This window comes from Meishania litoralis (assembly GCF_042611095.1).
Taxonomy (GTDB): Bacteria; Bacteroidota; Bacteroidia; order Flavobacteriales; family Flavobacteriaceae; genus Meishania; species Meishania litoralis.
This window is the reverse complement of the sequence record NZ_JBHFPV010000002.1, coordinates 267,075-280,404: the sequence shown is the minus strand read 5'-3', so window position 1 is coordinate 280,404 and position 13,330 is coordinate 267,075. Positions and strand designations below refer to the sequence as shown.

Here is a 13,330-nt window from a genome sequence, read left to right as displayed (position 1 = left end):
TTGCTTAAATATAAAGAATATTGAAATATATACCTTCAACTTTGGCGTATTAAAGCTTATTTGGCCTCATTGATCATTGGTCAATAGTTGCTCCCTATTGGCCAATATTTTCTCTATTCGGTCTATTTGTGCCGAATCCAATTCTATAGCGGCCGCCTTAGCCGTCTCTTCTATTTGTGCCGGGTTTCTGGCCCCGACTATGGCCGAAGTCATTTCTTTATGACGAAGTACCCAAGCCAATGAAAGTTGTGCCAGTGAAATCTTTGCCGCATTGGCTATTTCGCGCAGCTCTTCGACCATTTGAAGATTGATTTCCAATTGGCGCCCGTTAAAAAACGGATGTCTGCTTCGCCAATCGGAATCGGGCAGGCTCCTGGCCCTATCTTCTGTAAATTTACCCGTCAATAGGCCCGCCTGCATAGGGCTATAAGCAACGATGCCAATCTGATTCTCCCGACAATAGTCGATAATATCGGTTTCGATTTCACGTCGAAGCATATTGTATGGTGGCTGTAACGAAGCAATAGGATGAATGGCCTGGGCCCTTTTCAACTGATCTAGGTTGAAATTCGAGACCCCGCCGTAACGAATTTTGCCTTCTTTAATAAGATTTGAAATTGTGTGCCACCCTTCTTCGATTTCCGCATCGGGCTCGGGCCAATGAATTTGATATAGGTCGATTACATCAATATTCAACCTTTTGAGGCTCGCTTCCACTTCCCTACGGATGCTATCCGTTTTTAACGATTTCCCTATTTCTTTGCTATTGCCTTCCCAAATACGGCCACATTTGGTAGCAATGATGACCGAATCCCTAATTCCATTTATGGCCTTGCCGACTACCTCTTCAGACTTTCCATGTCCGTAAATCGCAGCGGTATCGATCCAATTGATGCCTTGGTCAAGCGCCGCATGGATCGCGTTTATGGAGGCTTGATCATCTTGAGGGCCCCAACCAAATTTCCAATCGCCGCCGCCCATGGCCCATGTGCCAAGGCCTAAGGTTGTTAGATTCAAATCGCTATATCCCAACTTTCGAGTTTTCATTATGTAAAATGTATTATTGGCTTCTAAAGTTACCAAATACGATGTGTACCCATGCGGTTTCAATTGTACAAAATGGTATATTTATCAAATGAACCCAATCGTACAGATTTCCCTGGACCTTACCAATATCGATGAAGCCCTTAAAACTGCGGAAATGGCCCTTCGTGCCGGTGTCGACTGGTTGGAGGCCGGTACGCCACTTATTTTGGCAGAAGGACTTCACGGGGTGCGCAAATTACGGGAAGCTTTCCCACAAACACCGATTGTAGCCGATTTGAAGACCATGGATGGCGGTTATTTGGAAGTGGAAATGATGGCCAAGGCTGGCGCTACCCATGTCGTGGTCATGGCCAGGGCCCATGAAGAGACTATAAAAGTCGTAGTGCAAGCGGGAAAAGATTTCAATGTCAAGGTAATGGGCGATAATTTAGGTTGCCCTGACATGATAGAAGGTGCCAAGATGCTCGAAAAACTAGGATGTGATTTCATCGTCCACCATATTGGGTATGACGAGCGGAGGGGTATTGCGGCCCAAGGAAAGCCAATGCCGAGTCCGTTGGATCAATTAAAAGAAGTCGTGGATGCGGTCAAGATTCCCGTACAAGCAGTGGGAGGCCTGTCCTTGGAACAGGCCATTCGCTGTCCTGAATATGGTGCGCCCTTGGTTGTGCTAGGTGCTCCCCTTACCATAGATGCGGATGCTTTTCGTACCGCTGACGGCGACCTCGAAAGTTCGTTGCGATTGATCTGCCAAAAGATCCACGCCTATTCCGATGTTTAAAATCAACTAAATGAATTCAATAGCAGTTGTCAATTTTGCCCCAAAAAAAGGAAGTGTAGAAATTCGGGAAATACCAAGACCCGAAATCGGCGAAGACGATATTTTGCTTGAGGTCGCTAATGTCGGTGTCTGCGGGAGCGATTTGCACCAGTGGACATGCGACCATAGTTGGCCCGTTAATTATCCCGTGGTACTCGGACACGAATTCGGAGGCCATATCGTCGAACTTGGAAAACGGGTAGAAGGTTGGAACGAGGGAGACAGGGTAGTTAGCGAAACCGCTGCGGTAATCGATATGAACAACCCCATGTCGCGACAAGGACTTTATAACTTGGACCCGACGCGAAAAGGTTTTGGCTATGGGGTGAACGGGGCCATGACCCGATTTGTAAAAGTACCTGCGCGATGCCTACATGCGGTGCCGAAAAACCTTTCTTTTGAACAAGCTTGTCTAACAGAGCCTTGTTCAGTAGCCTATAATGCCGTTGTCATGAACTCGAACATCAATCCAGGTGATAGGGTGCTCGTCATTGGTCCCGGCACCATAGGCATACTGTGTGCGGCCATTGCCCGGTTATGTGGAGCGGAAGTAGCAATTGTTGGGTTGGAAACCGATAATACACGTTTGGAAATAGCGAAACAATTCGGCTGCGAGGCCCTCGTCGGTGACGCCTACGAATGGGCAATGAAATATGACGGTCTAGGTGTTGATTGCGTAATCGATGCCGCTGGGGTCAGTGCTACTTTAAAGATGGCTTTACAGTGGGTTCGACCGAATGGACAGATTACCAAAGTGGGATGGGGACCCAAACCTCTGGATTTTTCACTTGACCCGCTTGTACAAAAAAATGTGCGCCTACAGGGTAGTTTTAGCCATAATTGGCCCATTTGGGAAAAGGTAATCTCTTTGTTATCCTCAGGAATTTTGGATGTCAGACCCATAATCGGAGGCGTTTGGAGCCTTACGGACTGGCATGAAGCCTTTGAACAAATGCACTCGGGCAAAGTCGTAAAAAGTGTATTAAAACCAGTTTAAAAATGCGTTTAAAAGATAAGATAGTTCTGATTACCGGGAGCTATACCGGTATTGGCAGGGCCATTGCAAGGCGATGTGTCGCCGAAGGGGCCAAAGTAGTACTTAACGGATTGCGCGAAGAACTGTCAGAACCTTTACTCGAAGAATTGGGCGCTTCAAACGCAGTGCACCATACCATTGATATCACCGAAGCCGATGCGCCCGAATATCTGGTTCAGAAGGCGATCGAAGCGTTTGGCAAGCTCGACGCCGTGGTAAACAATGCGGCAATCGTCGCTTCATCGAACATGAAAACCACTACGGTACCCTATTTGGAGCGTATGTTGGCGGTAAACACGATAGCTCCATTTGCAATTATTCAGGCCGCACTCCCCTATTTGATAAAAACCAAGGGCTGTGTGGTCAATATCGGATCTATAAATTCGTGGAGCGGGGAGCCCAACTTATTGGCCTATAGTATTTCAAAAGGCGCATTGATGACCATGAGCCGGAATTTGGGCGATAGTCTTTTTCGTGAGCATGGTGTGCGGGTGAACCAAATCAATCCCGGGTGGATCTTGACCGAGCACGAACTCATAAACCAACGCGAACAAGGTATGCCTGAAGATTGGTATAAAAAACTTCCCGATGTCTTTGCACCTGCAAAACGCCTGTTTAAACCTGAAGAGCTGGCGACAGCGGCCATTTATTTGATGGCGGACGAGTCAGGACCTATTAGTGGACAGGTAATCGAGGTGGAACAGTTTCCTATGATAGGGCGAAACCCTCCTAAAAAATAATAATCCTTAATCAAAAAAACCAATATTTTGCCAAGACTAGCAGTATTTCCAAAAGCGTTCATGCAGGAGCTTTGTAAGGACGGAACCATGAAAGTTTCCGAATGGATCGATCTGGCCGGCAAGCTGAACGTACACGGTTTGGAATGGTATGCCGGTTTCTTGGAAATGGCCGATATATCGAATTGGAATCGTTTTCGAAAGGAAGTCGAATCGTACAACAAGACAATACCGATGTTGTGTTGTTCGCCCGATTTTACACATCCGGAAGCATCTTTCAGGGAAAAGGAAATACAAAAGCAAAAGAATTGGATCGAGATGACCCATGTTCTTGGCGGAAAATATTGTAGGGTGCTATCCGGTCAGCGCCGCCCTGATTTATCGATAGACGAAGGAGTTGGCTTGGCGAAAGAATGTATCGAAGCGTGCCTACCGTTGGCCGAGCGGTATGGAATTACATTAATTTTGGAGAACCATTATAAGGACGATTTTTGGGAATATCCTGAATTCGCGCAAAAAATGGATGTTTTTTGTCAGTTGGTCAATAGTATCGAACACCAAAATTTTGGCGTCAACTACGATCCTAGCAATACGTTTTTGGCCGGGGAAGACCCTTTGGAACTTTTGTACCGTGTGTCGGATCGTGTGGTCACAATGCATGCGAGCGATCGCTACCTGACCGAAGGCACTATCGAAGACCTAAGAAAGGAAGAAGGGGGCTCCATTGGGTATGCAAAAAGATTGAGTCACGGTGAAATTGGAAAGGGACTTAATGATTACGATGCAATTTTCAAAGAATTGAAACGTGTCGGTTTTGATGGATGGGTCAGTATTGAAGATGGTGTGGATGGGATGGAGCAATTGGAGCGAAGTGTCGCTTTTTTACGAAAAAAAATAAGGGAATATTGGCCTGCTTTTGATTAAGAGCCTTTCCTACCTACTCTACAGAAGACTTTTCGGCTACCAAAATCCACATGTGTTTCTCCGATTCATGGTTCCAGATTCCAAAATCCGGGACTTCCTTTAAAATTGCAAAGCCTGCTTCCTCTAATTCTTTCTTCACATACTTGGCCGCCAGCGTATGGGCATTTGCCTGGGCTTCCCTACTTTTACCCCTTTGGGGGTCTTTCAGCTTTTCAAGTAGAACGATACGACCATCAGGCTTCAAAGCTTTTTTAATATGGGAAAGGATTTTCATGTAATCATCCATCTCATGATAGGTGTCCACAACAAATACAATATCCAACATGCCCTCAGGAAGTTTCGGATTGTCATAATCGCCCAAAACGACCTTTATATTGGTCGTGTTCCGTTGCTCAATATGCTCCTTTAGTTTATCAAGACGATACTCCTGAACATCAACGGCATATACTTTACCATCTTTTCCAACGGCTTTGGCGAGGTGAAAACTTAAATATCCATCATGGCATCCAATATCCGCAACGGTGGCCCCCTCTCCTATTCCGGCCAATTCAAAAAGTTGTGGCACCTTCATCCATGTGTCACGATCTTTCCAGTCCGATTCATTGTATTGGGCCTTCGCTTGAACTGCTCCGACAAGCAGAAATATGAACGGCAAAAATAGGTTTAAGCATCTCATTTTTCTAAGATAAGTACAAAATCATGAAAAGAACGTTAAAAATGTAAAAAACAATAAGTAATTGATAATCAATTTAGTAAGTGAATATATCTTATTTCAATATGTTAAAGTTTAATTAATATAGTACCTTTTATAACATAGTACTGTAACAAAATTATCCTTCCGTCGTCTTCTAGTTGTAAGTCAATCAAAAACAAACATCATGGAAACTTTATATCAACATCAATTACGTCCTAAGATATATTATACAATGGACCTTGGCTGGGCGACCGATCATTGGTACAGCCAAAAGAACAAGAACAACGGAATTAACAACAATCTTAAAAACTAAAAATTATGAAAGCTTCTATCACAAAAACAGTAACAGAATCAAGAACCGGACAATATTTTTCAACTTTGAGCAACAGTAAAAGGGCTCAGTGGTCACAGTTCAGAAATTTTAATCGCTAATACCGATTTCATCATCAATCATCAATCTAAAAACAAAAGTCATGAAAGCATCATTCACACAAACGGTAACAGAATCGAGAACCGGACAATACTTTTCTACCTTGAGCAACAGCAAAAGGGCATTATGGAGTCAATCCAGAAATTTTAACCGTTAGTCGGTTCTGGCCGTCAATTGAATTAAAAGGGGCGTTATCGTATGATAGCGCCCCTTTTTTGATTTGTTCAATACATATTATTCAGGCTCTGAATCGCTCAACGTACTTATGGGCGTAAGTGCCACTTTTCGAAATTCTACTTCTGAACCTTCAGCTTGTAAAGCAATTTGGCCTTCACTCGCGGTGGCATTGTAACCGTGATTCACCAAATCTCCGTTTAGCCAAACCTTGACCTCGCTATTCAAGCATTCGATGGTCATATAGTTCCACTCCCCTACGGGATTTTCGGAGTCGTCGGTGAGGTTCAATATTCTTCTTTTTTTGCCTTCCGTAATTCCCCATTCCTCTTTTGGGCCTCTTCGAGCGAGCATATTGTCGACGGTAATATCTTCGACAATACACCAAAAATCCCCGGCATTTTCATGCATCATTTGTACTTCGATCGATTTGGGAAACATTTTATACAAAGACCTTGGCGTTGAAGCGAAAACAAGGGCGCCGCAATTACCGGGTTCCCCGGCAAAACGGTATTCGATTTGTAGGCGAAAATCACGATAAACCTTGTCGGTAATAACATGACCCTGTGGGGTGCCGAGGCTTACCAACATACCATTTCTGACAATAAAGGGGTTTCTCGCATCGGGAATGCTATCCATTTTAGGCACATCGATATGCCAGCCAGTCAAGTCTTTTCCATTAAACAGAGATACGGTGTTTTGCGACTTGCACCCCATAATCGTTAAAATGAATATTGTCAATAAAACCGTTTTTTTCATTTTGTGCTGTTTTAAGTAATATAGGGGTCCATTATTTATTTTCAGATAGTTTGCCTGAAAATCTTGAAAAAAGTACTAATTTTTTTCTTGTGTTTATAAAGTAGACTCCGGTCAATAAAACGATTGCCGCAATAATGGATTGCAAGGTGATTTGTTCATCCAAAAAATACCATCCCAGAATAAGTGCAATGATCGGATTTACATAGGTCGATGTAGCTACTTTTTCGGGAGATACTACCTGCAGCAGATAATTAAAGGCGGTAAAGGCTACGATACTGCCGAAAAGAATCAATAATAGCATTGACAATTGCACTTCGGTACTCCAAGATACGGGAGATGTCCATTTTTCACCAATGATGGGACTGAATAACAGCATCAAACCACCTCCGGTGAGCATTTGATAACCGGTGTTGACCAGATAGTTTTTAGGTAGATCGGCCTTGGACACGAACAAACTGCCATAGCCCCAACTGAGCATCGCCAGAAAAATCAGAAACATTCCCAAAACTGAGCCTTCTTGACGAATGATTTCTTTTTGACTGACCAATAGATAAATTCCGATGAAACCCAATACGACCCCTACCACGGACATCAATTGAATTTTTTTGCCCTGCAACACTCTCATAAGGAGCAGTATCAAGAGCGGTTGCGCGGAAATCTCCAAAGCGGCAAAACCACTGTCGACAAACTTCAATGCCCAGACCACTACCCCATTTCCAAAACTGAGGAATAAAAAACCCGCTATTATCGTGTTGAAGAATTGCCGCCAATTGATCAATATATGCAGTCGCATAATCTTGGCGATAATGAGAATAAGAATTCCGGCGACAACAAATCGCAATCCCGCCAACATGAAAGCGGGAAGCTCGGTAACGGCTATCTTATTGAGCAAATACGTAGAACCCCAAATGACATAAATCGCGAAGAAGGCCAATATTATCAAGGTCGGATTTGTGGGTCGGTCCATACTGATCAAGATGGTAGGTTATTGCAAGTCAATATTAAGAATAACTGTCAATTTAACGAGCGTATCGATACGAAAAATGTAGTTTATGGATAAAAAGATCCATAAGGCCCAAATTGCATGCAACAATTGAACGGTACTCGATTATTTTTATATCTTGAGGAATCGATAACACAATAGGCGCAAATTAAGCTGATTGATTTGGTGCTTTTAATTTAGGGAAGATGAAAATATACTTACCAATGTTGTTCCTGATTCTGACAATGCCGGCCATGGGACAGGAAAGACCTATAAAAGTGGTCACTGAAGAAATACCGAATCGATTGGCTTTTTATGCCATTAATGAAAACGATCAGGACTTTGATGTAACGATTACGATTACAGGAAATAACTTTAGACAAAGTAGGGCCCGTCCAAGACCAATTCGGGTTCCTGCAACATCAAAAGTACATTTGAAAACAATAGTGCTGGTTCGTGGTAAGAAACCATCATATTCTTATGAACTTGAGATAAATGATAGTCTCTCGAACCGTGCCTTGAAAAAAGAGTTTGAAAAAGTCAAAATCAAACCTAAGAAGCCGATTATTGTGTATTTACCTAAAAACTGTACTTCTTGCGACAGTTTGATAAACCCGCTTCAAAATGGAAAATACCATTTTTCGCAACATAATTTGGAAGCCAGGCCCGATATGCAATCGCAGCTTCAAGGCGCTTTGGGCAGTACCAATCCCATTGATTCGCTAACTACGCCGATCTTAAATATCGGGGGCAAATTGTTTACGCAAATCACCAGCTATGAGGCCCTATTGGAAGTTCTGGAAAAAGATTAAGGGTTCGCCGGATTATTTTCCACCTTCATAACACGGCCGTAATAACCTATCGTACTTCTATCAATACTTCTAATACGTAAATTGGCCCAACCCGACCGACCTATTTCCAAGACCAGCCCAAAGCGGTCATAATCGTTATTGGCACTGAATTTAAAAGTAATTTTGTCCTTCTTGTCATTATAGTGAACCACTAGATCCTCGATAATGGTTTCGAAGGTAATTGCCCCTGGTTCTCCGAAACCACCACCAGCGAACCGTTCACCAAAGAAAGGCATATAGGCCGTGGTGGAATCTTTGACGACCTTTAGATAATTGGGGTTGGTTACCAAACTTATGCTTGACCCTCCCCTTGGTATGGCCCGATCCGCTACAAAAACAAACTCACCTGAAGCGATCAATTCTTTTATTTTGGCATACTGAGCTTCTTTTATCTCCGATTTCGTTTGACCATGTGCCAAATTGAACGCCAAGGCAAAAAATATTAGTATTTTGAGATTATTCATCCTAAACCGGTTTTGCTTGAAAAGCCACAAGTCTTGTGCCAAGCTTACCTTACCATCGGCAATCGAATCTGTGAGGGATATTTTTTGGAGTGATATACCCGGTTATGGGCAACAACACCATCCTTTTCATCATAATTCTTACCCCCAGTATTCAGATTTCGGGCAAAACGTGGAAAATTGCTACTTGAAATTTCGACCCGAATACGATGTCCCTTTTCAAAATAATTGCTTGTCGACATTGGAGTCAGGTCAATTTTGTAGACCTTTTCTTTTTCCATAAACACCTCTTTATCGTATCCTTCACGATAACGTGCCCTTTGAATCGTTTCATCTAAATTGTATGCCCTTCCATCGGGATAAACATCGATCAATTTGATGGTAAAGTCGGTATCCTTGGCATCGGAAGACACATAAAGTGTCGATTCGATAAACCCGGAAACCTCCGTACCTTCTTCTAAAGGCTCCGTCGTAAATACCAAAATGTCGTTCCGAGTTTCCATTACACGTTGATCAAAAGAACCTCCTTTTACGGCATTGCCCGTACAGCAAACGTTTCCACCATATGAATTCACGGGATTCATCGGGTCGTAGACAAAGGCATCGTATGACTCGCTCTCGGCAGGTTCATCGGTTGACAAGATACCATCACCAAAAATACTGTTGGCGCCCTCTTCACTATTCAAGTAGTAGGTGGTCAGTTTTGCAGTTGCAGGGGGCCAAGTTTCCGACGCTTGCCATTTATTGCTCCCCATGGTATAATACTGCACCCTTGGGGTGTTCTTCTTAAAATTGTTTTTTTCATCTTTGAGCCATAGATCGAACCAGTCATAGATTTGTTCATCGTAGTTCAGTCGGGCATCTCCAACGTTACGTTCTCCCACTATCGTATTTTCGGTAGCCCGGGTATATGCGCAATGTAAAGTTGGTGCGATAACCAAATATTGATTATCACGTACTTCGGGATTCTTTGCATTCGAACGAACGTGGTTGAACAGGGCTAGATTCGGACTAATAGAAACATCGTACCAAGAGGCGAACCAAAAACTTGGCACTCCAAAATCCATATTGTCATGGTAAAGTCCGCCCTTGTACCAATCTTCATGATTTGGTGTTCTGCGTACCATTTTATCGAAAATTTCCCTTTTGCCATTAATGTTCTTGAGAATATCCTGAATAGGAAGATGTGCCAGTGCTTCTTTCATGTCTACCGGGGGATTTTCAGGGGCAAGATCATAGAAACGCGATATACGGATCAAATCTTCTTGAGTCGCACCTTCTGGAATCCTCGGTTTAAATTTGTCATGTTCCACCCCGTACAACCATGCAATAAACAACATTTGTTCCGCCCCGCCCCGATACCAGTTGCCTTGTTCAAAATAATCCCCGACCCGTCCGACACCGGCTCCAAACCCCTGTGGTACCATAGCCGCATGCGAAGGATGGTCAAGAGCCGCCACTGCCATCTGCCATTCTGCGGTTGATGAACACCCCAAAGTGCCTATTTTGCCATTGGACCATGGTTGATCTTTCATCCAACTAAAGGCATCGTATCCATCGGTCAGGGGCGTGCCTAAAATATCCCACTCCCCTTCCGAATAATAGCGTCCCCTCTCATTCTGTACAACATAGGCATAACCTCTTTTTACCGCTTCATAAGCTCTTTGTGCGGTCCTTGTTCTTTGTTCGCCATCTCCCCATGAATTGAAATTATATGGAGTCCTGGAAAATATGATCGGATATTTGCCAGGTGCTTTGGGTCTATATATATCTGTGGACAAACGAATGCCATCGCGCATGGGCATCATTACTTTCTGGTCCACGACCGCAATTTCCTGAAGTTGTTTTAAAACATCTTCTTGACCCTCGACATTAGGGACAATGACAAATAGAAATAAAAGACCAATACAGGTTTTAGCCACATTTTTCATAAACCGGTAAATTTTAAAGTTTGTTGATATTCTTTAAAAATACACAGATTTACGCTTGCGCCTCGTCCTTTTTCTTAACTATTTTATTTATCAAATGGAAACCAAAGAAAAAGCCCCATCCGATTACGGTGGGGCTTTTCTTATAGCTATTTAAATTGCTAATCTTTTAATGAAATGTCTTCTGTTGCTCCATTGGGATAGGTTAATTGCGCCATATCATCACATGTACCATCACCAAAATTAACGGTTACTACCAAACCGTTCTTCTCGACGGTCATAGTGCCTTCATTGACATAGGCACATGCCCAGTTACCCGACAATGCGGAACCAATGGCCACTTTGTATATATTGCCATTGGTTTCCAAGGTCCAATTGCCTTCTATGGTATAGGTTGTGGTTTCAAAACTATCGCCTAAGTGAAGTCCGAAAGTTCTTGTGCCACTTTCGGCAATGGTCGACTCGTCTTCCATAGTAATGGTCATGTTGCTTGTTATTGCCAAAGAGATGCTTCCCTGCTCATTATTACTGGTAACCACGTAACTTCTCGTTCCGCTTAATTTGGTGGCACCTACATAAAAATCGGTATAGGTGGCCGTAAAGGCCGCCGACCCCTCAGATGTTTCATAAACGACCGATAAGGTACCATTAATATTATCCGTACCATTTAGATTACAATTCTCAAAAGTAGCGGTAAAGCCTGTCTCGGAATATACGGCCGAATAGCATTCCACGGCTTTTGCCGATTTTGCGCTATTGCCCCTATTCATGTAAAGCTCAGAAAGTGCGTTGTCTGCTATACTGGAGAGATCATCGGTTTCAAGGATAGTTTTCAATTCGGTGTTCGAGAGTTCCTGGCCCTCTGTATAGGTCGTTTCATCCTTGCTACATCCTATTATAAATAGTGAACCTATACTTAGGAAAACCGTTAATTTCACAATTCTACTAAATTGTTTCATTTCATAAATATTTGTGGGTTATAGGCTACTAACGTAAATATTCGAGTTTTTAGTGTGTTGTTCGCGGTACCGATCGACGTAGGAGACATAGTTTAACATTAAAGGATAGGTATGTAGTGCCTAAACATGGATTCTTAAAGAAAAAATGAATTATGGAGTTTATAATTTCTTAGGTCAACGCTTTAGCATCATGTAACCTTGGAGAGGAGGGGCGTTCAATACATCAATGGCAAACCAATAAGTATTGGCAGGAAGCTGTCGGCCATTTACGGTACCGTCCCATGGCTGGTCGGGAGCCAATTGTTTCAATAACTTTCCGAAACGGTCGAATATGTAAATATTCAGAACCGTAATGTTCTGGGAAGATCGCACGATCCATTCGTCGTTAAAGCTATCATTGTTGGGCGTGAAGAAATTAGGTGCAATTTCTATCAAATCATCTGATGATGGCCCCTCGATCGTGAAGGAAGTAACTATACAATTTTCTGCGCGCAATTGCCCTTTATATGGTATTATCAGGGCATAAATGCGTTGGCCTATGGGCAGGTTTCCAGACAACTCATAGGTCGTGACATTGCCAACGTCTTCTTGGTTTACGATATCAGTACCTCGGGGGGTGGTGCCCAAGGAAACATAATACCCGTCTACATTGGATACTGCGGCCCATTGTAAATCTGTATCTACGGGAACATCGACAGAGCCATCCTCAGGAGAAAGTAATTCTGTACAAAAAGGCAATGGAAGACCATCTCCTGTTGTGAATGAAATTGGATCGCACCCCGACGCCGGACCAAAATCATTGTAGGGTATAATTGTGACGAAATATTGTGTTCGAGGTTTAAAATCGGGTGGTTTAAAATTGGTGCCGTTGCCCACATCTTCGTTATTCAATACAACGATTCCATTTGGGTCGTTCTCACGAATGGTCATGCGGTAGCCCGATGCGCCGAAGTCGCGAATCCATGTGATATTGGCAGTAACCGAAACCAATTGATCGCCATTGGTAGGGTTGATTATCTCGGTACATAGGGGTGGTACCGCTCCGCCTGTGGTAAATACTTCTTCAGGGCAGTCGCCAAAATTGCCAACACCGTCATAAGGAGTTATGGTCACATAAATCATTTGAAGTGATGGAAGCTCGTTGGCTAGATCATAAGTGTCGACGTTGCCAACATCAACGGCATTTAGGATCTCGGTGCCACCAGGAGATGTTCCCACGGATAATAGGTAACCTGAAGCTTCCGTCACTTGTTGCCATTCCAAATCTGTTGTTATCGAAACTCCAACAGCGCCATCGATAGGAAAGGTGAGTTCGGCACACGTAGATATTTGTCCGTAACCCTCGACCACTCCAATCAGGATGGTCAATAAATTAAGAATCTTGCGGAATAGAGTATTGCCCAACATAAAGTGCTTTTTCAGAAAACCTACACCTTCATTAAAATCCGATAGTGGTAATTTCAAAAGGTTACATTAACATTGGTAAGTATGGGATCGCATAAACTAAATGAAACTTTCTAAAGATAAA

General features: G+C 43.2%; 14 protein-coding genes. 6 read left to right on the top strand and 8 right to left on the bottom strand.

Annotated elements, in window-relative coordinates:
* Positions 1-66: 66 nt before the first annotated feature.
* Positions 67-1,047 (bottom strand): aldo/keto reductase, encoded by a 981-nt coding sequence (locus ACEZ3G_RS10335; RefSeq protein ID WP_432425411.1) that lies wholly within the window; start codon positions 1,045-1,047, stop codon positions 67-69.
* 88 nt (positions 1,048-1,135) lie between these two features.
* Here ACEZ3G_RS10335 and ACEZ3G_RS10330 point away from each other — a divergent pair, with 88 nt between their 5' ends.
* From ACEZ3G_RS10330 to ACEZ3G_RS10315, 4 genes are read left to right on the top strand one after another with little or no spacing between them, the layout of a single operon-like run.
* Positions 1,136-1,828, top strand: coding sequence for an orotidine 5'-phosphate decarboxylase / HUMPS family protein (locus ACEZ3G_RS10330; RefSeq protein WP_432425410.1), 693 nt, complete (start codon positions 1,136-1,138; stop codon positions 1,826-1,828).
* Positions 1,829-1,838: 10 nt separating this feature from the next.
* Positions 1,839-2,864, top strand: a complete 1,026-nt coding sequence (locus ACEZ3G_RS10325; RefSeq protein WP_432425409.1) for a zinc-binding dehydrogenase — start codon at positions 1,839-1,841, stop codon at positions 2,862-2,864.
* A 2-nt stretch (positions 2,865-2,866) separates the two neighbouring features.
* A complete protein-coding gene (locus ACEZ3G_RS10320) occupies positions 2,867-3,643 on the top strand; it encodes an SDR family NAD(P)-dependent oxidoreductase (protein ID WP_432425408.1) in 777 nt (258 codons plus the stop codon).
* 27 nt (positions 3,644-3,670) lie between these two features.
* Positions 3,671-4,564 carry a sugar phosphate isomerase/epimerase family protein gene (locus tag ACEZ3G_RS10315; protein WP_432425407.1) on the top strand — a complete coding sequence of 298 codons (894 nt, stop codon included), beginning with the start codon at positions 3,671-3,673 and terminating at the stop codon, positions 4,562-4,564.
* A gap of 13 nt (positions 4,565-4,577) precedes the next feature.
* Here ACEZ3G_RS10315 and ACEZ3G_RS10310 read toward each other — a convergent pair whose 3' ends face one another.
* Positions 4,578-5,219 carry a class I SAM-dependent methyltransferase gene (locus ACEZ3G_RS10310; RefSeq protein ID WP_432425406.1) on the bottom strand — a complete coding sequence of 214 codons (642 nt, stop codon included), beginning with the start codon at positions 5,217-5,219 and terminating at the stop codon, positions 4,578-4,580.
* Between the two features lie 223 nt (positions 5,220-5,442).
* Here ACEZ3G_RS10310 and ACEZ3G_RS10305 point away from each other — a divergent pair, with 223 nt between their 5' ends.
* On the top strand, positions 5,443-5,571 hold the full coding sequence (locus tag ACEZ3G_RS10305) for a hypothetical protein (RefSeq protein WP_432425405.1): 129 nt from the start codon (positions 5,443-5,445) through the stop codon (positions 5,569-5,571).
* Between the two features lie 351 nt (positions 5,572-5,922).
* On the opposite strand, the gene ACEZ3G_RS10300 is transcribed toward ACEZ3G_RS10305, so the two are convergent.
* The gene (locus ACEZ3G_RS10300) at positions 5,923-6,621 is read right to left on the bottom strand and encodes a 3-keto-disaccharide hydrolase (protein WP_432425404.1); all 699 of its coding nucleotides are present in this window, start codon (positions 6,619-6,621) and stop codon (positions 5,923-5,925) included.
* A 31-nt stretch (positions 6,622-6,652) separates the two neighbouring features.
* Positions 6,653-7,588 carry an EamA family transporter gene (locus ACEZ3G_RS10295; protein ID WP_432425403.1) on the bottom strand — a complete coding sequence of 312 codons (936 nt, stop codon included), beginning with the start codon at positions 7,586-7,588 and terminating at the stop codon, positions 6,653-6,655.
* A gap of 221 nt (positions 7,589-7,809) precedes the next feature.
* Between ACEZ3G_RS10295 and ACEZ3G_RS10290 the strand changes: the two genes are divergently transcribed.
* Positions 7,810-8,415 (top strand): hypothetical protein, encoded by a 606-nt coding sequence (locus tag ACEZ3G_RS10290; RefSeq protein WP_432425402.1) that lies wholly within the window; start codon positions 7,810-7,812, stop codon positions 8,413-8,415.
* On the opposite strand, the gene ACEZ3G_RS10285 is transcribed toward ACEZ3G_RS10290, so the two are convergent.
* The 4 genes from ACEZ3G_RS10285 to ACEZ3G_RS10270 all read right to left on the bottom strand — a co-directional run bounded on the left by ACEZ3G_RS10285 (position 8,412) and on the right by ACEZ3G_RS10270 (position 13,266).
* Positions 8,412-8,918: a DUF4251 domain-containing protein gene (locus ACEZ3G_RS10285; protein WP_432425401.1), complete on the bottom strand. Its 507-nt coding sequence runs from the start codon at positions 8,916-8,918 to the stop codon at positions 8,412-8,414. The genes ACEZ3G_RS10290 and ACEZ3G_RS10285 overlap by 4 nt on opposite strands.
* A gap of 44 nt (positions 8,919-8,962) precedes the next feature.
* Positions 8,963-10,846, bottom strand: a complete 1,884-nt coding sequence (locus ACEZ3G_RS10280) for a CocE/NonD family hydrolase (RefSeq protein WP_432425400.1) — start codon at positions 10,844-10,846, stop codon at positions 8,963-8,965.
* A gap of 158 nt (positions 10,847-11,004) precedes the next feature.
* On the bottom strand, positions 11,005-11,802 hold the full coding sequence (locus ACEZ3G_RS10275) for a hypothetical protein (protein WP_432425399.1): 798 nt from the start codon (positions 11,800-11,802) through the stop codon (positions 11,005-11,007).
* A gap of 174 nt (positions 11,803-11,976) precedes the next feature.
* A complete protein-coding gene (locus tag ACEZ3G_RS10270) occupies positions 11,977-13,266 on the bottom strand; it encodes a T9SS type B sorting domain-containing protein (protein ID WP_432425398.1) in 1,290 nt (429 codons plus the stop codon).
* Positions 13,267-13,330 lie beyond the last annotated feature (64 nt).